At 42.4% G+C, this 21,996-nt stretch carries 19 protein-coding genes; 12 read left to right on the plus strand and 7 right to left on the minus strand.

Annotated features, from left to right (window positions below):
• Nucleotides 1-123 precede the first annotated feature (123 nt).
• Both CA600_RS05640 and CA600_RS05645 read left to right on the plus strand, forming a co-directional pair.
• A complete protein-coding gene (locus CA600_RS05640; protein WP_094869289.1) occupies nt 124-3,300 on the plus strand; it encodes a GNAT family N-acetyltransferase in 3,177 nt (1,058 codons plus the stop codon).
• Entirely contained in the window at nt 3,287-4,162 is an 876-nt protein-coding gene (locus CA600_RS05645; RefSeq protein ID WP_094869290.1) for an amidohydrolase family protein, read from the plus strand. Before CA600_RS05640 ends, CA600_RS05645 begins: the two co-directional genes overlap by 14 nt.
• Here CA600_RS05645 and CA600_RS31140 read toward each other — a convergent pair.
• Nucleotides 4,159-4,506, minus strand: a complete 348-nt coding sequence (locus CA600_RS31140; RefSeq protein ID WP_094869291.1) for a hypothetical protein — start codon at nt 4,504-4,506, stop codon at nt 4,159-4,161. The two genes, CA600_RS05645 and CA600_RS31140, sit on opposite strands and share 4 nt — an antisense overlap.
• A 305-nt stretch (nt 4,507-4,811) precedes the next feature.
• On the opposite strand from CA600_RS31140, the gene CA600_RS05655 reads away from it, so the two are divergent.
• Both CA600_RS05655 and CA600_RS05660 read left to right on the plus strand, forming a co-directional pair.
• Nucleotides 4,812-5,201 (plus strand): BlaI/MecI/CopY family transcriptional regulator, encoded by a 390-nt coding sequence (locus CA600_RS05655; RefSeq protein ID WP_094869292.1) that lies wholly within the window; start codon nt 4,812-4,814, stop codon nt 5,199-5,201.
• Entirely contained in the window at nt 5,201-7,027 is a 1,827-nt protein-coding gene (locus tag CA600_RS05660; RefSeq protein ID WP_094869293.1) for a M56 family metallopeptidase, read from the plus strand. The genes CA600_RS05655 and CA600_RS05660 overlap by 1 nt, the downstream gene beginning before the upstream one ends.
• Before the next feature lie 228 nt (nt 7,028-7,255).
• Here the strand turns inward: CA600_RS05660 and CA600_RS05665 are convergent, their stop codons facing one another.
• Nucleotides 7,256-7,882: a glycoside hydrolase domain-containing protein gene (locus CA600_RS05665; protein WP_094869294.1), complete on the minus strand. Its 627-nt coding sequence runs from the start codon at nt 7,880-7,882 to the stop codon at nt 7,256-7,258.
• Between the two features lie 253 nt (nt 7,883-8,135).
• Here CA600_RS05665 and CA600_RS05670 point away from each other — a divergent pair, with 253 nt between their 5' ends.
• Both CA600_RS05670 and CA600_RS05675 read left to right on the plus strand, forming a co-directional pair.
• Nucleotides 8,136-9,254: a copper amine oxidase N-terminal domain-containing protein gene (locus CA600_RS05670; RefSeq protein ID WP_179281544.1), complete on the plus strand. Its 1,119-nt coding sequence runs from the start codon at nt 8,136-8,138 to the stop codon at nt 9,252-9,254.
• A gap of 16 nt (nt 9,255-9,270) precedes the next feature.
• Entirely contained in the window at nt 9,271-9,546 is a 276-nt protein-coding gene (locus tag CA600_RS05675) for a hypothetical protein (protein ID WP_094869296.1), read from the plus strand.
• Nucleotides 9,547-9,624: 78 nt separating this feature from the next.
• Here the strand turns inward: CA600_RS05675 and CA600_RS05680 are convergent, their stop codons facing one another.
• On the minus strand, nt 9,625-10,179 hold the full coding sequence (locus tag CA600_RS05680; protein WP_094869297.1) for a helix-turn-helix domain-containing protein: 555 nt from the start codon (nt 10,177-10,179) through the stop codon (nt 9,625-9,627).
• A gap of 122 nt (nt 10,180-10,301) precedes the next feature.
• On the opposite strand from CA600_RS05680, the gene CA600_RS05685 reads away from it, so the two are divergent.
• The 6 genes from CA600_RS05685 to CA600_RS05710 all read left to right on the plus strand — a co-directional run bounded on the left by CA600_RS05685 (nt 10,302) and on the right by CA600_RS05710 (nt 17,605).
• Entirely contained in the window at nt 10,302-10,883 is a 582-nt protein-coding gene (locus CA600_RS05685; RefSeq protein WP_373455815.1) for a LysE family transporter, read from the plus strand.
• 96 nt (nt 10,884-10,979) lie between these two features.
• Nucleotides 10,980-12,380 carry an ADP-ribosylglycohydrolase family protein gene (locus CA600_RS05690; RefSeq protein WP_094869299.1) on the plus strand — a complete coding sequence of 467 codons (1,401 nt, stop codon included), beginning with the start codon at nt 10,980-10,982 and terminating at the stop codon, nt 12,378-12,380.
• 87 nt (nt 12,381-12,467) lie between these two features.
• On the plus strand, nt 12,468-13,271 hold the full coding sequence (locus CA600_RS05695) for a CAP domain-containing protein (protein WP_256989746.1): 804 nt from the start codon (nt 12,468-12,470) through the stop codon (nt 13,269-13,271).
• A gap of 466 nt (nt 13,272-13,737) precedes the next feature.
• Nucleotides 13,738-15,294 (plus strand): spore germination protein, encoded by a 1,557-nt coding sequence (locus tag CA600_RS05700; RefSeq protein WP_094869300.1) that lies wholly within the window; start codon nt 13,738-13,740, stop codon nt 15,292-15,294.
• Entirely contained in the window at nt 15,284-16,468 is a 1,185-nt protein-coding gene (locus CA600_RS05705) for a Ger(x)C family spore germination protein (protein WP_094869301.1), read from the plus strand. Before CA600_RS05700 ends, CA600_RS05705 begins: the two co-directional genes overlap by 11 nt.
• 30 nt (nt 16,469-16,498) lie before the next feature.
• Entirely contained in the window at nt 16,499-17,605 is a 1,107-nt protein-coding gene (locus CA600_RS05710; RefSeq protein WP_179281545.1) for a GerAB/ArcD/ProY family transporter, read from the plus strand.
• 126 nt (nt 17,606-17,731) lie between these two features.
• Here the strand turns inward: CA600_RS05710 and CA600_RS05715 are convergent, their stop codons facing one another.
• Genes CA600_RS05715 through CA600_RS05730 form a run of 4 tightly spaced genes read right to left on the minus strand, consistent with a single transcriptional unit; the run spans nt 17,732 to nt 21,871 of the window.
• A complete protein-coding gene (locus CA600_RS05715; protein WP_094869303.1) occupies nt 17,732-18,847 on the minus strand; it encodes a GerAB/ArcD/ProY family transporter in 1,116 nt (371 codons plus the stop codon).
• A gap of 23 nt (nt 18,848-18,870) precedes the next feature.
• The gene (locus tag CA600_RS05720) at nt 18,871-19,113 is read right to left on the minus strand and encodes a hypothetical protein (RefSeq protein WP_094869304.1); all 243 of its coding nucleotides are present in this window, start codon (nt 19,111-19,113) and stop codon (nt 18,871-18,873) included.
• 5 nt (nt 19,114-19,118) lie between these two features.
• Nucleotides 19,119-20,285, minus strand: coding sequence for a Ger(x)C family spore germination protein (locus CA600_RS05725; protein WP_179281546.1), 1,167 nt, complete (start codon nt 20,283-20,285; stop codon nt 19,119-19,121).
• 5 nt (nt 20,286-20,290) lie between these two features.
• On the minus strand, nt 20,291-21,871 hold the full coding sequence (locus tag CA600_RS05730; RefSeq protein WP_094869306.1) for a spore germination protein: 1,581 nt from the start codon (nt 21,869-21,871) through the stop codon (nt 20,291-20,293).
• Between the last annotated feature and the right edge of the window lie 125 nt (nt 21,872-21,996).

The following is a 21,996-nucleotide window of genomic DNA, read 5'->3' on the forward strand; positions in this document are numbered from 1 at the left end:
TGCCTTCCAATTAATAGTATAATAAGAACTCGTAGGAGTTATTTGAATAAAGTTGTAGAGATGTTATCTAGAATAACTTTTTGCGAATACATACTCATATTTGAGGAATAAGGAGATGAGAGCATGACTGTAAAGACTACAGCGGAACAAATCCGCATTATCGAATATGATCCTTCTTACGCTAAGGCGGTCGCAGAAATGTGGAACCGTAGCAACGAAAGCTGGGGAGGAGGCACCAATCAGAGAACAGAGGATACCGTGCGCCGCGAGATGGAAATTTCGTCCAATCTGAATGTGTTTCTCGCCGTTGATGGTGAGGAAGTGGTCGGCTTCTGCAGTTTTGCTCATTACCGTCAAGACGAAGGGGCTTTGTATGTTCCGCTGTTGAATGTACGACCTGATTATCACGGATACAAGGTAGGGCGTAACCTGATTTTGAACGCTGTTCGCCGAACAGTTGAAGCGGGCTGGCCGCGACTTGATCTGTTTACTTGGGCAGGCAATACGAAGGCCGTACCGATGTATAAGAAATGTGGATTCTTTTGGGAAAAAAATGAGGATTACGTCCATCTGATGAACTTCATTCCGACGGTTCTGCAAACGGAAGCACTCGCTCCTTATTTTGAGCAGCTGGATTGGTATGCAGATAGCACCCGTGAACTGCCGATTCAGCCGGACGGTCGCCGGGAGCGTGGTTTTGATTTCTTCGATTACACTTGGCAAAAGGGAGAACTCTCCTTACGCGCAGAATTCGAGAAGACCGGTCGCGGCCTGACGGCTCTTGATACACCTGACTATGAAATCTCCACGGAGATTGACGATCACGATCTTGTATTCGGTTCCACCTACAAGATTCGCTATCACATCAAGAATCGTTCGGCGTCTGATCTGGCTATTGAGATCAAAGGACAAAATGACAAAAATATTCGTTTTGCCTTGTCTGCTGCACCAACACTCGCGCCAGGAGAAACAGTTATCGTAGAAGGTGAGTTCGAGCTTGATCCGATTCGTGAAGAGCAAAACGACAAGAAGACTCACCCCGTGGTTATGAGCAAATGGATCATCGGTGGCAAGCGCGCTGAGTTCCGTATAGGTGTTGCTCCTAAATTCCCGCTGAAAATGCTGATGGAGTTGCCAACACGTGAGCTGTATCCCGGTCTTCCCGCTGAGCTATATTTGAATGTTGAGAATAATTTTGCAGCGGAAGCGGAATTTTCTTTTGATTTGCCAGAGGAAGAATTTTTGACGTGGGCGGATCGGGCAGTAAGCTTCTCGGTTCCAGCTAAAGGTAAGGCTTCCATCCGGGTGCCCTTTACCCTAAATTCATATGGCCTTTATTCACGGGATATTGAGGTAACGGCCGTTCCGGCTGGAGAGAAGGCAGTGTCCTTCATCAGCAAATTATCTGTGCTAATGAAAGGAAAACATGGCCGCTTTGGTGGGGAAAACGGGGATCAGTGGGTGGCTGTAAACGGCGCCTACTCCGTACATCTTAATAATAACGACAATGGGATGTGGATTGAATATCCCGGCTCGAGCCATAATTTCTGGCTGACCCATCCGAAGTTAGGTAAACCATTCGCCGAAGAATTCTCGAAGAAACAGGCTAAAGAAGTGAAGATCTATTCCGAAGGAGAGGGCCAAGTTTTAGAGACCCTTTATGAATCGGATGAATTCCCGGGTCTGGAGATAAAAAGAGTGGCTAAGCTCTTTGCAAACGGAATCGCTGAGTTTTATAGCGAGGTACGCAATACTAGTAACCAAACGTTGGAAGAGGATATGTATCTGCTAACCAATTTCGGATTTTTTGGCAAACGGCTCATCCTGCCTTATCAGGGTCATTACGTAGACATGGGCGATTCTTATTCGGGTGATCCGGGTAATTGGGACAGCGCTCAAATTACGGAAAATTGGTTGTTTAGCAAGGAAGAAAATGTCACATGCGGCGTTTGCTGGGATCCTTCGCTGAAGCTGCTTCGTCCGGAGTATCCACTTGGTCTGGAGCATAATCTTGGTCAAATCTCTGCTGGAGATGTCGTACGGACAAAGACACTGGTGTTCGCTTTAAACACCTTCCTGAAGTGGTCGGATTTCCGTACCTTTGCACGGAAGCAGGTGGATCCGATCACACCAGTGTTGGATGATCATCTTGAACTAACACTCGGCGGTGGAAATCCGTTTGCGGCGGGGGCGCTTCATGCGGAGTTAATCGAACGAAAAATGACTTCGCTTAATGGAAGCCTCGAGCTGTATGTCCAAACGGATAGAGGAGAGGAGCAGAAAGTCGCTGAGATGGAGCTGCAAAGAGAGCAGAATCTGCACTCCGCGGGCTTTGAGCTCTCACCTGAGGAAGTGGAATCTTCTTTAGAACACAGCCAATCAGGACAGAAGGTTCGAGTTGTCTATCGTGGAGAGGATCGTATTCAAGAGCGAACAGGCCTCTGGTTCCCACAAACGGAAACAGCAGCCGTTATCTATGGCACAGAAGAGGGACCGGCGGGGCCTATTTACACTGTGAGCAACGGAGTTCTTTCTATTGCAGCTGCTCCTGATTTCGCCAGTGTTGTGCATTCCCTGAAGCACCATGGAGAAGAATGGCTGGATAGCTCCTATCCGGAAGCAGCACCACGTTCCTGGTGGAATCCTTGGCACGGTGGACTCGGTGTGGGGATTTCAGGTATAGGTGGATTTAGTCGGTTGGAGGAGCCAAGAAGCGCAGCTTGGACCGAGAAAATGGATATTCAGGGCAATGTATGGAAAGGATTACGTATCACTACTTCGATCGAGAAGCAGGAAAAGAACCGAGGAATTGTTGTTAATCAGCATTACCTTATGCTCCCAGGTGTCCCTGTGCTCTGTGTGTTGCATTCGGTGACCAATAACAGCGGAATGACCCTGCCGAATTATTCGTTGTCGGAGGAAAATTATATCAAACCTTCACCAGTTTATGCCGAAGGATGGATGGAATTCTCCAAGGAGGGCAAGTTCTTATTAGGCACGGTTGAAACCTATCTTGAGGCCAAGGGACTATTGCGAATTGGTGCAACTTCGCGTAAGGATATGCTGCATATGGTGAGCAGTCATCCGAATCAGAGTGCCTCGGCGTATGTGAACAATAAAGTATTTAATCACGGGGTGCATCATCATCTTCCGCTTCTAAATGGAGAAACCGTTTGGACACAGCCGTCCTTCCTGATCATGGGAGAACTCGCTCTGAATTCAGAGGATATCCGCAATCTTTTGAAGCTGACCTTTGCTAGACCTATTGACGAAAAGGAGATCTTAAATGCCGATCATTGATATTCACATTCATCTGTCGGACATCGACAGCTTTCATCAAACAGCACAGGATCTCTCCAAAGTCGATTACACTGCTGCTGGTCTCAAAGCGGAGTTTGATAAGAACGACGTTGTTCTCGGCATTGGAATGGGGGTCACGGAGCAGACGAAGGGAGCTTTCCCTGACTCTACTTCCCCTAATCCGATGAGCCTTGACTTGGAGGATACTGTGCCGCCTTTCTTAATGGAATGCGTGGGGATCAATCCGAACATGCTCGGAGGAAAGGATGCACAAGAGGAGCTGGATCGAATTGAGGCACGGCTGCAAGCTCCCGAGGTAGCTGGTATTAAGCTCTACGCCGGGTACTATCATCATTACGTTTATGACAAAATCTATTCGCCGATCTATGAGCTGGCAGCAAAGTATGGTACGCCTGTGGTCATTCATACTGGTGATACGTACTCGATGAACGGATTGCTAAAGTATGCACATCCACTTACCGTGGACGAATTAGCGTTTCAACGACGTGATGTGAATTTTATGATCTGCCATCTTGGCGATCCGTGGGTGATGGATGCCGCCGAAGTGGTGGCCAAAAATCCAAACGTTTATGCCGATTTGTCGGGTCTTGTGGTCGGTGATCGGCCTCATTTTGAACGGTTCATGAATGAACCTCTGTTCATGGATCATTTTCGCCGGGCGCTGGTGTATTCCGACCACTATGAGAAAATGTTGTTCGGCACGGATTGGCCACTCGCTCCTATTGACCTATATGCGGAATTTGTCCGCCGACTTGTCCCTGAGCAGCACCACGAAAAAGTATTTTACGAGAATGCCTTCGCCTTATTTCCACGCATCCAGCAGCGGATTGCGGCGCTCTAAGTATTACGAACAAGAGGCTGACCCAAAAGCCATGAAATGGCTGCTTGGGTCAGCCTTTTTTTACGTAGGATATACTTAGGCTTTTTGAGTGGAAGCTCCGCGAGCGGACCGTTGTTCCAATCGCTGTGCTCTCCAGATTTTTTCATTCCTCTTAGTGGCGAAAATCTGGAGACCAAGGGGACCGCTGTCGCTTTTCCACAATCAGTCCGTTCTCTCCGCTGTTTAAGCGGAAAATTTTTTACAATTTCAATTGAAATATAACCGGAACTTCCGGCGATTTCTGCTTCGCGACAAAGAAAAAGTGACGCTAGAGGTCGGTTGGCTTTCGCCTTGCCTACAATCAACTTAAGCAGGCCGCCATCGACCGGAAATATAACAGAGCACGTCTCCAATAACCCGGTGACGTGCTCTGTTGTTGTATTATTTTTTATAGCTTTGAAGTCAGGAAGGGCTGTCTTTTGAATAAAGAGACCTACTTATGGGACAGCCTTTTGTTTTTTTGTAAAAGGATATTAACTTATCTAGCAACTCTTTAGTGCATATAAGCGTCTATGATGTATACATTAAAGCTGAAACAATGGGCTTGCTTTTTTATTATACAATTGTATAATGGTTTTATTACACAATTGTATAACGAGGTGAAATAGTGATGAATAACAAAATCAAACGGCTGCCCGATGCTGAATTGGAAATTATGCTGGTGATTTGGAGGGCGGAAGATTGGGTTAACTCCTCCTACATTTTGAATCAGCTGGGGGATAAGCGTAAGTGGGCACTTGCAACTTTATTGACTGTGTTGTCACGTCTAGTTGAAAAGGGCTTTTTGTTTTGTGAAAAAGAGGGACGTAGCAATCGTTATCTTGCCGCAATTTCGGAAACGAAATATAAAGAGAGCGAAGGGAAGTCCACGCTTGAGAAGCTGTTCGGTAACTCTGTGCAAGATATGGTGATGTCTTTATACAACGGAAAGGCAATCGATAAAGGTGATCTTGCAGAGCTGAGGGAAATGCTGGATAGAGTAGAAAAGGAGGAAACCTGATGATAACAAGTCTTTTTTTAGATTTTCTGGTTATTTCATTAACTACAAGTCTAGTTATTATCGGTTTGATCTTGTTAAGGCCTATGTTAAGGAGACATTATTCAGCGAAATGGAGTTATTGGATATGGTTGATTTTAACCCTGCGATTATTGCTGCCGTTCAACTTTTCCTTTACTAATCCTCCTGTAGCCATTCAAATACCAGAAGGTCAGGGGATGGCCGCAGTCTTTCAGGGTACACCTTCTCAGAATTTACAGGCTGATCCATCTGTAATCACTCAAACAGCTCAGGCAGGGAATGTAAGCCATATCCCATCAATTCTGGACATTTTAGCATTCATCTGGCTTGCTGGAGCTGTGTTATTTTTAGCGTATCATTTGCTGAGCTATTTCTTTTTCAGAAAACAGGCACTGCGTTGGAGCAATCCTATTCTTGGGGAGAATATAGTCACCAAGCTCAAACAAGTTTCTAAAGAAATGAACGTAACAGCCTCCATTCCAGTTTTGATAAGCAGTAAAGTTCCCAATCCGATGTTAATGGGCTTTTACAAGCCAGCTTTGTTTTTGCCTCATGAACAATATAGTGATGAAGAACTGGAGTTTATCTTAAAACATGAGTTGGTTCATTACAAAAGGCTTGACATCGTTTATAAGCTGTTGTTGCAGATAGTGCAGGCACTACATTGGTTTAACCCGTTTGTTTGGTTAATGACGCGCGAAGCTGCCCACGAGATTGAGATTTACTGTGATGATACGGTTGTACGTGAGCGAGGCGCGGCCTATCGGAAGAAATACTGTGAAGCGATTTTATCGGTCATGCAAAGCAGTGCCACTCGGCATGTAGCTTTGTCAACGAATTTTGCAGGAGGAAAACACTCGATGAAGCAGCGATTCGGTAGTATTTTAAATATGAAAGAAAAACGAAATGGAGTAGGGGCTTTTTTTACAGTCATAATGTTGGTTGGAGTGACAGCAATATTAGCTGCATGTACGAATCTAAATGGTCAATCTACAGATAAGACGCTCAAACCAGGTACGATTTATTCCTATAGCTCCAGCGGTGAACAAGTAGTTGTGCATAATGCTGGAAATGAATATTCCGTTGACGAGAACGGTAATGTCTCTGTCTCCTATCGGGAGGGGGAGATCCAAGCGCCAACGCCTTTAAAGCTTGATACAACTGGAACAGAAATGGGGATGGGGAGAGGAGAGACTGGCTTTTTTATTTCCGAGGATAAAACCGCTATTGTCTATGGATTTGCAGATGGAAAAGAATCTCCACTTCAGGTATTAATCAGTGATAACATGGGAGAAACGTGGAATACCTACAACATTGAAGGTGCAAAAGGTTATGACACGAAGTTCATCGGATTTACAGACAAACAAAACGGCTGGATTGTCTCCGGAGGTTCTGCGGGTGTGGGACGTTCGTTGAATTATGTATATCTGACCTCTGATGGTGGGAAGACATGGACGGAGATTGGTAATCCTAACGATTTGTACGCGGAAAGTTTAACAGGAGCTGGCTTCTCTAGCAAGGATATCGGCTTCTTGGGGTTCAGATACTATGAAGATAATGGGCCAGTTATTTATTGGACCAAGGATAAGGGGCAGTCATGGGAAAAGCTCGCGGTGACTCTTCCGGATGTCTTCAATGATTATCAAAAAACGCCGCTTTCACCTATTTTCAATGGAAAAGAAGGGTTGTTTCCTATTCTGCTCACTAAAGAGGGAAATACAATCGGTACCATCTACCTGTCGAGTAAGGGCTACGGCTTAGAGTGGACATATGATTCAGCATATGATCAGCTTGAGGATTCTAAATAGTAACAAAAGGCTTTTAATTGTATTGAATACAGTTAAAGTGAGAATTCAGCCCTTTGTAGACGAAATAAGTGTACAGAATGCAGTTATCTCGTTAAAAAATATACGGAGAGGGGATAGCGGAACGTCGATCGACTTCCACCTCTACGCATGCAGCGATTCTCCAATAAGGAGAACCACTGCCTTGTTGGTTTTACAGGTACCCCTTGCTCTGGCGTGCAATGAATGAGCTTACTTTTTCCAGCCACCGCCGCCATTCGATGAGGATTCTACATAATCTACGTTGATTTTGCCAGTGCTAGATCCGAGCTCAGTGTTGAAATTATATTGTCTGAGATTCCAATCATCGAAGGTTCCCAACCAGCTATTATCTACGATGAAGGTGTAGCGTGTTGTAGCAGAATAAGTGCCACGGATATAAGAACAGACCGCTCTTGATCCATATACACCCATTTTATAGCCCTTGGGATTTTTGGTACTGCTGTCTAATACGGATTTTATGCCTTGAAAATAAGGCACAACATTGTTTGAGATTTCTGATGAGGTCATATCACGGTCTATGGCAAAATAAATAGGAGTGCTGCTGGTTTGTCCCATATCGCTTGCTAATCCTACAGCAGTTTCAGCATCTGCAACACCGTTGGCATTCGTAAAGTGATCGAGCGATTTACTGATTTGGTAAAGGGATACGATATATAATCCTCCGTCTGATATTCGTGTCACCTCGGCTGATGTGAGACCATCCTGATAACCTTCTACACGATTCAAATATCGGCCAACAAATGTGAAGCTATTGTTTTTAAGTGTAGTTAATCTTGCCGCTGTTACATTAGTAGCAGTATCACAACCTAGAGCCATTTTATCTGCCTTCTTTCTATTTGTTTGTTCAAGGTTTGGCGCCAACCTCTTCAACAATATATGAAAAAAATTTCACAGATTCTTGGGGGAACAAGCAAATGAGGGGAAAAAGGCAGAAGGAGAGGGTCGGTTCGTTGGGGGAAACTGATATTAAATTTACTAATATTGAAGATTTATAGGAACATTTGGAAAAAAACTGCGTCAATACAATATGAAGAGTTTATAGTTCGCTAACATGGAGGCTGGTCAATGTATGGATAAAAGATGGTTGCTAGCTCCAATATTTGTTGTATCATTGCTTACTGCTCCAGTAGCGAATGCGGCATTGCCCGCTTATTTCACTTACATTATGGATGGAGGCGGGAAAGTAACGAGTTCAGCACTAGTAAAGGATGGAATGACTTATGTTTCAGCTAGTCACTGGGAAGCGGCAGGACTTAAGGTAGTATGGGATAAATCCCATCAAAGAGCAGAGTTTACTGGATGGGGGAAAAAGATAGCCGTTCGAATTGGAAGTAAACAGGGAGTCCTCGATGGTAAGCTTGTAAACGCGGAGGGTGTTCCATTTGAGCTTAATGGCCAGCTCTATGTACCTGCACGCTTTCTTGTAAATTCATTAGGAGGAACAACGGTTAGCTGGGATGCGACGAAGAGGATATATACAGCAACTGGACTATTGAGCTTTGCAAGTGCCAGTGCACAATTCGGTGGATCTACTTATACAGTAGATAAGAAAACTGGGAGTTTATATTTAACAGATTCCGCAGGACATACTCGCCTACTAGCGAACCTCGGATCGCAGCTGTTCGATGCTGTTCAGTTCAACTTTCAGAAGACGCCAAAAGGTCTACTCTATCTAACCTTAACAGATGTTTACGGAGAACCACATATCAATAATAAATGGTATACGATGATTATTAAGGATGGAATGGTCATTCGCCAAGCGAGTGTAGGATATTATATTCGTTACGGTGACAATGTGAAAATAGCTGGCAATCAGCTCCTGCTTACCGATGGGAAAATATTACGATTAATTGAAGATGGAACGGGTAACGTAACGGAGAAGATTGATCTGACCACACTAGGGGATATTTCGGATAATTATTTAGTGGAGGGAATGGACGAGGATTATCTGATGATACGGTCCAATCAACAAGGTTTCCTCATGATGATAGATCGTAAAACAGGGACCAAGACATTGTTGTACAAGGAACTCCTTGACGTAGAACAGCAAAAATATGCTGAAACAAACGACCTCCCTTATTATGGAGACAACCTGAAGTTCCTGAAAAGAGAAGGTGATGCCCTACTTTTTAATAATGATTATGTACAGGACGGTAAGATTTACAAATTTATGTTGGGCGGCTCATAACTTGCAGGAGGATGTTATGAAAATTTTAAACAAAAGACTTAGCTTTTGGCTGTCTCTACTATCCATAATGATTTGTCTAATTAATTTATCCGGTGAAGATGATAAAAATTTGCTGCTTTTTTTTACGTCACCGACATTAATGTGGTTAAATCCTTGGCTTACAGATCTGCACTATGCTATGGAAAATGAGCGCATTTGGCAATTGATTCTCTATGGCATTCATTTTGGGACGGCCATCTTGGTTGGTTTGGTGGCAGATTTGCTATTATCCCGATATAGGAGGAAGATATAAGCAAACGGAACTTCAAATATCCGCAGGTTATCATTGAAAGACGGGATCCCAAGGCTCAAGTGCCTTGGGTTTTTTTTGCTAAGAGGGGTAGTATAAAATCATGCTTAAACGGGTTATTGTTGGTCCTGGATTATGATATACATGCGGCTTGTCTGCCTTGAAGGTGATAGAATCACCAGATTTTAAGAGGTATTCGTTGTTATTGACACGTAAAGACAATTCACCGTCAAACACGGTGATTAATTCTTCGGTACCTTCCATATGAGAATTGGCATCAAGGTACCCACCCTTGTCTATCTCCACGGTATAACCTTCAAACCGTTTACTTTCTTCGAATGGAAAAGATAGATACACTCGATATTTTCCGTTATCTTCAAGCAGTGGCTGAATGTCACTTCTTAAGATTATTCTTGTGTCAGGTTTTGGATAATCTATCAGGGCAGAAAATGAAATTTTTAAGCCATTGGCGATTTTCCAAAGAGTTGTAATGGTTGGTGTCGATTCGCCTCTTTCGATTTGACCAATCATTGTTTTGCTGACTCCAGTTAATTCCGCAACCTTTTCCAGGCTTAAATCTTTATTTTTTCTTATCTTTTTTATATTTTCCGCAATAACCAAATTTATTTCTTCCACTGTAATTTTCCTCTCTCCATTTACTTTATAACGATCGTGATATACAATAAAACGCACGGATGTACGTTATAACGTCTTATAAATGCATTATAACATACAAGTTGGAAGGGAGATATAATTTAGTGTTTGTTTCTTTGTTTTTATATGCATTTGTTGCAAGTTTTACTCCGGGACCCAATAACATTATGGCAATGACTTTTGCAAACCAAGTTGGGCTGAAAAAAACAATGAAATTTTGTTTAGGAGTGGGCACAGGATTTTTTATAATCATATTGTTATGTTCCTACTTTAATCTACTTTTGAATAATCTTCTTCCACAAATTAAATCTATTATGGCTCTATTAGGCGGAGTCTACATGCTGTATTTAGCAGTTAAAATGATTACAAGTAAACAACCAGAAAGTGATGAAGATGGAGATAAACACAATAGCTTTATTGCGGGAATGCTTTTACAATTTATTAATCCGAAAGGGATTTTATATGGGATCACAGTTACATCTACATTTATCCTTACCTATCATTCATCCTCCTTTAGATTATTGAGTTATTCTTTAATTCTTGCATTCATCGGTTATATGGGCACTTTTTGTTGGTGTTTGTGTGGTTCTCTTTTCAAAAAAATGATATCTAAATATAGAAGTCAATTTAATGTACTGATGGGACTGTTGTTAGTGTATTGTGCAGTTTCGATAGTGTTGGGATGAAGAATTATTAAGGGGAAATCATCTAGTTATCTTTTACTTCTAAAGCTTGTGATATTGAGGTATTGTGGATAGATACGGGGACAAAGGAGATGCAATATGCTACCATCGCTTACATTTCTTAAACTTCAATTGGAAGGAGTTCTGCGTAATAAATTCGAGCAGGGGCATCAAACCTCCGGTTATTTAGCCAAGTTGGAAAAGCTTCCTGCAAGCTATGATGCCTATCTAGAATTCGCCCATAGCTTGGCTGTCATTCCAATGAGGGACAACTGGCCTTACTATGAGCCGAACGATTTAGATGAGATATGGCGGGAATGTGAACCGGCACGACCTCTAGGTCAGGTCGGGATTTTGAATCTGAAGGATAGCTCCAAGCGTGTAGAGGCAGGTTTCCTTGCTTCAGTCTGTGGCTCAATGCTGGGCAAACCGATAGAGGTTAACCCCAGCTTGTCAGAATTACGTCAAGCGTTAACTTCTGTAGGGGAATGGCCACTGAATGATTACATTTCTGAAGAAATTCTCCATGCGCTGGATCGTCGTCATTGGTCTTGGTTTGAGACAACACGGGGGAGAATTCGTTATGTGGCACCTGATGATGATATCAATTACACATTAATGGGAATGATGGTGTTAGAACAATTCGGTGATCGTTTTACGAAAAGAAATTTAAGAGATTTATGGTTAAATCATCTTCCGTTAAGTACAACTTGGGGTCCGGAAAGGGCAATTTTGATGCGATCAGGCATTAGTTATTTGGAACATGATAAGGAACTATTCAATCATTCTGAAATAGAGGCTTGGCCTGATTTTATGGTGCAGGGTACGGAACTGTGCGGTGCGGCGATTCGTGCAGATGCTTATGGATATGCCTGTCCTGGTCAACCTGCTCTGGCTGCTGAGCTAGCTTGGCGGGATGCGAGTTTTACTCATCGCCGGACCGGCATTTACGCCACGATGTTTATTGCTGCTGCGATTGCTGCTGCTCACGTGCTGCGCGATCCCATTGAAATAATCAATACGGCTCTGCAGTTCGTTCCTAAAAGAAGCCGATTTTACGAGATTACTAATGATTGCCTTGAGATGGTAGCGAATGCAGATGACTGGCTGGAAGCGTATCAGAGTATTAACCATAAGTATGCAAATTATTGTCACTGTGAGGTTTATCAGGAGATAGGAACCTTAATTAATACCCTGCGCTTTGCAGATAATGTTGGCGATGGAATATGCAAGCAGGTGATGCAAGGCAACGATACGGATAGTTTCGGGGCAACGGCTGGCTCTCTGCTTGGGGTTTATTTCGGTCCTGATCATTTAGAATCAAGATGGCTTAAGCCATTTCAAGATCGGATTCATACGGGGCTTTCTAATTTTCATGAGCAAAGTCTTTCTTGTTTGGCGGAGCGCATGGGGCGTTTACCAGAGATGCTGCATTCCGGTCGATATCAAGTTCAACCTAGTGAGCTCTATGTGAACAAGAATACGGATCTCGATACATAATAAGCTTACAAAAAAATCCACAGCAATGTATGTTGCTGTGGATTTTTTTGCTTTTTATTTTTTGAATTAGAGATGAATAATTCAATCGTGCTTTACAAAAACTTTATTCGATTAAGTCACAACTTTGCCAAATCAGGAGGGGTCGTTATCAAACCATTTATCGTAATAGTAGCGCTATTGCTTGTTACAGCTTGTTCGGGTAATCAATCAGCCAACAACCAAATGACTACTCAACAAACGAAGGTTGGACATCATGCTGGCAAAACAGCTACAACGTCAAACTTGACTCAAGCGTCTTCTATTTCCACAGAGAATGCAGGCAATTCAACGATTAAGACTAAACAAGTACCCGGTGATGTATCGAAATGGCTGGATGGATTTATCCGTACTACTCCACCTACAGGTGGTACAACAGCGGATCAAACTACTTATCCGCAAACTTCCGCTAAGCCACAATATTCTGCTAATCCGCAACAATCGGCCAATCCACAATATTCTGCTAATCCGCAAACCTCCACCAGTTCATCGGCATCTGTGCAGAAGGTGTTGGAATTGGTGAACAAAGAAAGAACAAACGCAGGCTTGAAACCCCTTAGTTTGAATAGTGAGCTGTCGAAAATGGCTTTGGCCAAAGCGCAGGATATGTCCGACAACAATTATTTTGACCATCAGTCACCAACTTATGGATCTCCGTTCGATATGATGAAGGCATTTGGGATCTCCTATAATACAGCAGGGGAAAATATCGCCAAAGGCCAGTCGAGCCCGGAAGAAGTAATGAATCAGTGGATGAACAGCCCTGGTCACCGTGCCAACATCCTGAATAGCTCCTTTACTGAAATTGGAATAGGATACTACAACAGCGAGTGGGTTCAAGAATTTATTGGTTAGTATGATCAGCAATATAAACAACATATGTTGTACAGTTAATTTTAAAAGCCCATGTCCAAAGACATGGGCTTTATTTATGATTCACTATTTCGTCTGGTTTCTGCCGACATGCTCGGATGGTTGACCTTGCGATGATGGAGGTTGCTGTGGCAACCATCTTTGAATCACTGGCCATATTAAATAAGTTATTGTGCCTACAATTAAGAAATTAAAGATGAGGCGTTCGGAAGGGCTCATTACACGAAACGAGGCCGTTATATTACGATAAGATTCTTGTAAGCTAAAGATTGAAATGATGTCAAGCAGAAAGATAAGTCCTAATCCTAAGAAAAGTAACAGTACAGTTATGAAGAATATTTTCATACCACTTCCCTGCCTTCATTGTTATCTTCCAATAATATTTGCTGCTAATGGGCAGAATAATCACGCAAAGCGCAGCAAATAATGGAGAGAAAGGTGAAGGGGCATGGCAATGGATGGAAATGCAAGTAGTAAAAGGACTGGAAGCAATCCGCAATGGACTGTCCCTTCAATACCGATTGATTCAACAGAATTAAGAGTCAATGTAGAGCAGATTCGCCAAAAGACAGGGAATAGTGGAGATATAATTATTCGTGAATTTACGATAGGGGGCTCGGAGGAGGAGCTTCAAGCCGCAATTATTTATGTGGATGGCATTGTTAACAATACAACCATAAATCAATTTGTAATGGAAGTCTTGCTAAACGTCATGCTGAGTAGTGAACAAAGGTCATTAAATGATCTGGTCCAAGTCATCACAGATAAAATTGTTCCTATCGGTGGTCTGAAGACGCTTGTTCAATGGGATGAACTTTATGATGCTCTGCTGTGGGGGCAGACCATTTTATTAATTGATGGATCGAATGAAGCCCTAGCAATTGCTACATCGGGCGGTGAATTTCGTGCCATCGATGAGCCTGGTACGGATACCTCAATTCGAGGATCTCGTGAAGGGTTTGTTGAAAGCTTAACAACCAATATTTCGATGGTTCGGCGGCGCATAAGAAATCCTAATTTATGGCTGGAATCGATGACGTTAGGACAAGTTACACATACCAGGATAGCAATCATGTACATAAATGGGATCGCGGATGATGCCATTGTTGAAGAGGCGAAGCGACGTCTACGCAAGATCAAATTGGATAGCATTCTGGAATCGGGATATATTGAGAAAATGATAGAAGATCAGAGGTTCACTCCGTTTCCGACGATCCTACCTACTGAACGCCCAGATACCGTTGCTGCTAATCTTTTAGAAGGTAAAATTGCAATTTTGGTGGATGGAACCCCCTTTATGCTAATCATCCCAGCCGTTTTTAATCAATTCTTTCAAATTACAGAGGATTCTTATCATCGGTATGACATTAGTGCGGCGTTGCGGCTGTTACGAATCGTTATGTATATCATTTCGTTGATTGGACCTTCTTTCTATATCGCAGCAACAACCTTTCATCAAGAAATGATACCGACACAGTTAGTGATATCGCTTGTTTCACAGCTAGAAGCAACGCCATTTACTGCTTTTGTTGAAGCGCTATTAATGGAAATTATTTTTGAGATTCTACGTGAAGCAGGTGTTCGCATGCCAAAAGCGATTGGATCAGCAGTATCCATCGTTGGAGCACTTGTCATTGGGCAGGCAGCTGTACAAGCAGGTTTAGTGTCAACGGCAATGGTTATTGTTGTTTCACTTACAGCTATCTCAAGTTTAGCGACACCTGTTTTCTCCATTGCTGTATCCGCGAGATTGTTACGTTTTCTCCTCATGATCAGCGCAGCAACGTTCGGTTTCTTTGGAATGATTCTTACCTTGATTATGATCATTGCACATATGTGTAGTTTACGTTCATTTGGTGTTCCTTATATGGCTCCTTATAGTCCGTCGATGCATGCAAAGAATGATCAGGTTCATGCGGCTTTACCGATTTGGATGAGACATTTGGTTCCTAAATTAATGAAGAGGCCTACAACAGAGCAAGTGGGTGATCCAGATGAAGCGTAAATTAGCAGGATTTTGGTTGTCGATGGTTATGATTGTTCTGCTTACGGGATGTTGGGATAGTCGAGAGCTAACGGATATTGGTTTTGTGGTTGCGATGGCGATTGATAAAGGTGAGAAGAAAAACATTCGGGTTACGGTTCAAATTGTTAATCCCACAAATGCTTCAAGTACACAAGGTGGGGGCAGTCCAGTGCCCTTACCTCCAACCACATATTCAGCAGAAGGAAATAATGTATTTGATGCCACTCGTGTTCTTTCGAAAAACCTTTCTAGGCAATTACATTATGGTCATTCGTTAGTTCTCTTGGTAGGTGAAGAATTGGCTGAAACACAGGGGATTAAGAAACTTTTTGACGGTATTGAGCGGGATAGTGAGTTTCGTCCTTCCGCTACAATGGTTATTGCGAGGGGAACGACGGGAGAAGAGATCATTAAACAACCAACAAGTCTCGATAATTCACCTGCTATTAAGATTAAGAAAATGGTAGCTGATACCGAGAAAGCATTTGGCGAAACTATTGATGAAAAAATATACCAAGTCATTCAAGCCATCGTTTCATCGGGTAAAGAACCGACCATTACTGGCGTTCAACTCGATCTTACAAATAAAGAAGATAAGATTATGACTAATGGGATTGCTACTTTTAAAGACGGGAAATTAATGAGGTGGCTAGACGGGAGTGAAAGCCGTGGATTCTTATGGGTGTTAGGCAGAGTTCGTTCGACATTGTTAACCATGGCTTGGAATGGGCAGCCACATACAATCGGGATCGAGAATATACGGTCCAAATCATCATTTCATTCAAGCTTTGATAAATTCGGTAAACCAATAATTGAGGTGAAGATTGGCGCGGATGCAAATATCGGTGAGGTTGATGTCCCCATTGATATCACTAACCCTAAATTGTTCTTGCAAATTGAGCGTCTGTACACACAAGCCGTTCATGATGAGGCGCTAGCCACGATTAAATTAATGCAACAGCAAAAGTCGGACATTTTTGGATTCGGTGAAGTGCTGCATCGTGATTATCCTAAGCAATGGAGAACGTTGAAGCGGGATTGGAATGATGTGACCTTCCCAACAATTGAAGTACAAGTGAAAGTGGAGGCTTATTTGCGTAATACTGGATTACGGAATAGAACCATATTGGAAAGTATCGATATTAGTAGTTGAATCCATTTTTTATAGAGAGGAGGGAGGATATTGGAAAAAGCAAAGATCAGTCCCCGTCAACTGCTTATCCTTGTATTAATTTTTGAAATCGTGAGTGCGATTATCTCCGGATTTGGTGTGGAAGCCAAACAAGATGCATGGATTACCGCAATCCTAGGGATGCTCGGGGGCATTTGTTTATTTCTGATCTATCATCGATTGTCACTATTTTATCCGGATCTTCCGCTCACGGAGTATGCAAAAAAGATATTAGGACCTGTAGTGGGACGTCTCGTCGCCTTGTTATATGTCGTTTATTTTTTGTTTAATGGGAGCTTTGTAGTCCGTGATTTTGCTTCAATGGCTGTATCCTTTGTGTTTATGCAGACCCCCTTTCTCGTAATTATTGCTTTGATGCTGTTCACGGTTATGTATGTCGTTGGAAAAGGGATAGAGGTATTGTCGAGGACTGCGGAGCTTTTTTTTGCGGTGTTATTTCTCGTTTCTATTACCGTTTTAACTTTGATTCTTACGTCAGGGAATGTAAATCTTCAAAATGTAAGACCTGTGCTTGAAGAGGGGTGGTTAACCGTGCTGAAGCAATCGATTCCCGGCACTGTTGCATTTCCTTTTGGTGAGATTATTGTGTTCTTGATGTTGTTTCCCTATGTAAATAAGCCACGCAAAATAAAGAAAACAGTGATCACAGGCTTATTGATCAGCGGATGTTTTATTGCGTTTGTTACCCTTTTAAATGTGTCTGTCCTCGGGGCAGATCTATTTACAAGAACACAATATCCATTGCTGACTACCTCGCAGTTAATTGAAGGTCGTGCTTTTCTGGAACGCCTTGATGCATTGTTTCTCGTCACGGCCATTGTGGGAGGTTTTTTTCGGCTCGGCATTTTCTTATATGTGACGCTATTAGGTACGGCAACCTTGTTCGGAATTCCATCCTATCGTAAATTAATTATCCCTGTAAGTATGGTGATGTTCATTTGCTCCCTTGCGATAGCTGGCAATAATGTAGAATTTATCTATATAGATATGCGTATCACTCAGTACTATCTCCAGATTCCGATGTTGTTTATCATTCCACTCATACTTCTAGTGATGGGCTGGTTTCAAGAGAAGAGGAACCTAAAATCTGCGAAATAAAGAGCTATATTATGCTGAAAGATTCTATAAAGATCAAACGAATATTGCGCGTATGCTCTTCAAGCTTGAAAAGAAAGGCTCCAAGTTCAATTTCAGTGTAATCGATGACCTTGATTAAAAATTGGATCAAAACTGTTGATTTTTATGCTTCTTCATGTGGAATCGAATAAATGTGACCAACAGAATCAGAAGGAACGGCAGGATGTAAGCCAAATTAGTGATCAAGGGCCAAGTAGTGTTCACGATTTCTGTAAGCTCAGATTCTTGTGTGTAAGTTGTCACAGACAGCAGAAGGCAAATAAAAGCAAGCGGGAAGACAATTAGTTTTTCATTTTCTAATCTCAGAAGCTCCTTCATGACTTTAATTAGAATAAGCAGCAGGATTGAAGCCTTGAAATAGAAGCCAATAATCAATGAAAAACCGATCACGGACTCGACCCGCTCTATCGTTTCCTGAAAATAAATTAACCTCGCCAACTGGTACAATGAATATTTCAAGCTGCCGGACAGGGGTCCCAGTACCATAATACTGCTAATGACAGAAGTAATTAACGTTAGGGCATTTATGATGAGTGCCAGATACATTTGTTTTCCTAGCTTTGATTTATCTTCTTTATGCACAAAAGGTAAAATTATGGAAAAAACGATTAGCTCGGAATAGGGAAAGCCATAGACTACATATGCAGCACTTAGGATAGGTCTAACTCCATCAGGCATGATGGGCAGCAGGTATTCAGGATGATACAAACCTGCTACGAGAATCCAGACCAAGATAATAAATCCGAACATTAGAGACATTAAGACTGCGGCCATACGGGCAATTACTTCGATGCCAGCGAGTGCCGTCATGGCAATCGTTATAAAAAACATCGTATTTACCGCATAAGTAGGCGTTTCTTTTAACATCGTACTTTTGAAAAAGGTACCAATCTCAATGACAATTCCTGCGACATTCCAAAACAAAACACATGTGAAAGGAAGTAATAGAACGAGAGTCAGTCCGTTTCCAAGCACAGCGCGGCTTTGTTCCACAAGTGATAGCTCCGGCGCTCGTCTATTTAAATAGAGAATACCGGTTAGCAGAAGCATTCCTATGGCCGAGGCAATGATGAGAGAAATCCAGGCTCCATTGCCAGCAAAATTAGTTAGTGAAGCAGGGACGATGACGATTGAAGAACCTGTCATAAAGAAGAGAAACAGCATGGACATTTGGATAGAGCTAACACGTTCTTGCTTATTCATACGTTCCTCCTCTTTCTATACGCTTATGAAATAGCCGGATTGATCCAATGGACGATGTGTTCAGCTGGACCCGTAAGTAGATTGAAGAGCGAGTCCAAATTAGGCCACGGTTTTGCTGCTATGAAGATAAACCCGAGATAAAGAACCGGCAGCAGAAGGACTCCATAGACCACTCGATCACGAACGGAGGCCTGTCTAAACTTTGGGATGTCATGGGCTAGCATAGCGGAAGCTAATATCAGTACACAGATAATTTGTCCCAGCATAGCCACTACTCCTTTGTCCCGAATATTGTACCTGAATTCATACCAGTGCTTAGCACTTTGACTTCAACATGGATATCGAATTCAGTCTGAGCAAGCTTTTCCTTCCATACAGGCCCCAATTGTTTCCACTGCTGCGGATTTCTTCGATAGATCTGATTACCAATTCCAAGTGCATCTACTTTTTTTGTTTTAAAAAAATCAGTAGTATGTTTTACCTGCTGTTCAACCTGAGCTACAATTCGCTGTTCAAATTGCTTCATGTCTTTAACAGTTTTTAAGTGTGAACAGCGTAACTCTCCGATTGTACCTTCAATAGCAATTTTTACACCGACGGAAACAGAGCCATTGCTTACGGTTGGAGTAAGCTTACTGTTGAAGGTGAGCACTTCAAGAGATTCCTTTTTTCGTAGCGCATTTTCGGTCTCATTCGTGCAAGGAAATTCTAAGACTCCATAAATATATCTGTCCATTAGCATCATGAACGCCTCAGTATCTTTCTCCTTCAGAAGTTCTACCATTTTCCCGTCTTGTATTAACGCTAGTCCTGATATTATTGCTTTATTATCTACACGGGTCTTATGCAGGTATGGTAGAACAGAAGTGTTGGAGGGACTGCACATTTGAATAGCCAGCTCATAAAGAGGGATTTTGGAAGTTTTTGCGGCATATAGGGCACCACTTGTTTCCATTCTCTTATACTGTTGACCAATGGTTTGTTCAATAAACGGACTTACATCTAAAAAAGGCGCCGCGGCTTGTTCAGCAATGAGGGGAAGAACGGTACCACGTGGCTCTTGATCCCTAGAGAAAAAATCAAGCACTTCCCTTATGTTCAGGTTTCTAGCTAATTGTTCACCGATTAAAATGACACGCATATGATCCCATTTGGCTTTTCGGCCGAATTTTGCAGGGATCTCTCGTATGGCTTCAAAAAAGGTTTCTCCACTCGTTGAAATATTAATCCCCTTGGACGCTGGATTCCCTGACTGCCCCATTTCAATTTTGGTGGAAGGATTATAGAAATGAGTCGTTATCACAAAGCGATCATCTTCCCCTTGGTCAATGGCTACTGCTTGTACATACCCATACTCGTCAAGTTCTTTATTATCCCAGCATCCGCTAGTTAGGCTGAGAACAAGAAGGCAGATTAGCAAGGTAGTAAGTCGTTTCACTATATCTACTTCCTTCCTGAAGTCTTTTTATATAAATGACGACTACGAGGTGAATGAAGCAGTAGCTTTCTCGGAAGTACGAAAATTGAAAAACGTACTTTTTTAAGGTCAAGTGGCGCTAACGAGTCTAAATACGGCTCACCTAAAGAGCGTAAGGTAGTCAGATGGAGATAAATCAGTATAAAACCAACCATGATCCCAAGCCCTCCGAACGTTGCCGCAAGAATCATTAATGGAAACCGTAAGATCCGCAGTGCAATGGCCATATTGTATTGAGGGAGCGCAAAAGAGGCAATACCTGTTAAGGCGACCACAATGACCATAACCGGAGAGGCAATTTGCGATTGTATAGCTGCTTGTCCTATGACCAATGCACCAACGATGCTGACGGCTGACCCGATCGGCCTAGGTAAGCGTATGCCCGCTTCTCTTAATAGCTCAAAGAAAAATTCCATGATTAATGCCTCAATCAAGGCAGGAAAGGGGATGCCTTCGCGCGTGTTAAGAATGGCAAGTAGCAAAACAGTGGGAATTAGTTCGGAATGGAAGTTAGATAACGCGATATAGGTGCTAGGCAACAACAGCGCGATGATGAAGGCAGCCACTCTAATCAACCGTATTAAAGATGAAAAAATGGTTCGGTAGTAATAATCCTCGCTATTCGTAAAAAATTCAATGAAATTTCCAGGACAGATCAATATGGAAGGACTTCCGTTTACCATAGCAATAATTTTCCCGTCGAGTAGAGCGGTTATAGCTGTATCTGGTCGTTCTGTGTAGCGGACTTGTGGGAAGGGAGAGTAGAGAGAATCCCCGATCCACTCTTCGAGATAGGATACGTCAATAATCTCTTCCTTTTCGATATCAGCTATACGTTGCTTGAATTGTTGTAACGTTTCTGGTTTCACTACTCCATCCAGGTAACCAAAGGACAACGTTCTTTGAACCTGCTTACCGGAAGTGAAGAACTCAAACTTAAGATTAGTAGTCTTTAATAAGCTACGAATAACACCGATATTACGCTCCAAGCTTTCTATAAAGCTGATGTGTGGACCCTGTACGGTTGGCTCAGTAATAGGCTCCGAGGTTTGACGCTGCTCAACATCAAGGGCATAATATGCGACTGCTTTCTGCCAGCCATCAAAGAGAATGACAACCTTTCCGTCAAGAATTCCCTTAACGACCTGATTGATATTGTCCATCAATTCAAGGAGTGGGGAAGTAACCCCATTTTGTTCAAAGAAAGAGATGACATCGTGAACATTTACATCTGAGGCGGGACCTAGCTCATGCGGAACTAGATTTTGCAAAGTATCTTTAAAATGATTTGTAGGGTCAGACTTGGTAAGTGTATTAAAGTAGATTGCCAAGGCTTGATACCTAAGATCAGGGCCATAATTCCAAGGGATAATCTTTAGATCTGAACAATTGGCAAAACAATTGCTAATAATCTGCAAATTGTCCTCGAGAGATTCAGATATGGCAGGGGACAAAGGTTCCTTGTTTGAACGCTCATTTTTGGTTTCTGTTTGTGGATGCAGCTTTGGATTTGCCGGAGGAATCTTGGGGCTGAAAAATTTCCGCATGCAGTTCTCCTTAATAAATTAGATGTTAAGTGATTTTTATTTTCTCCCTGATTTAGGAATTTATTCAGTGGGGATTCAGTGACTGAATCTATGAAATTTGAAGTAGAGGATAAATATAGAAGCGG

This window comes from Paenibacillus sp. VTT E-133280, from assembly GCF_002264385.1.
GTDB lineage: Bacteria > Bacillota > Bacilli > Paenibacillales > Paenibacillaceae > Paenibacillus_AQ > Paenibacillus_AQ nitricinens.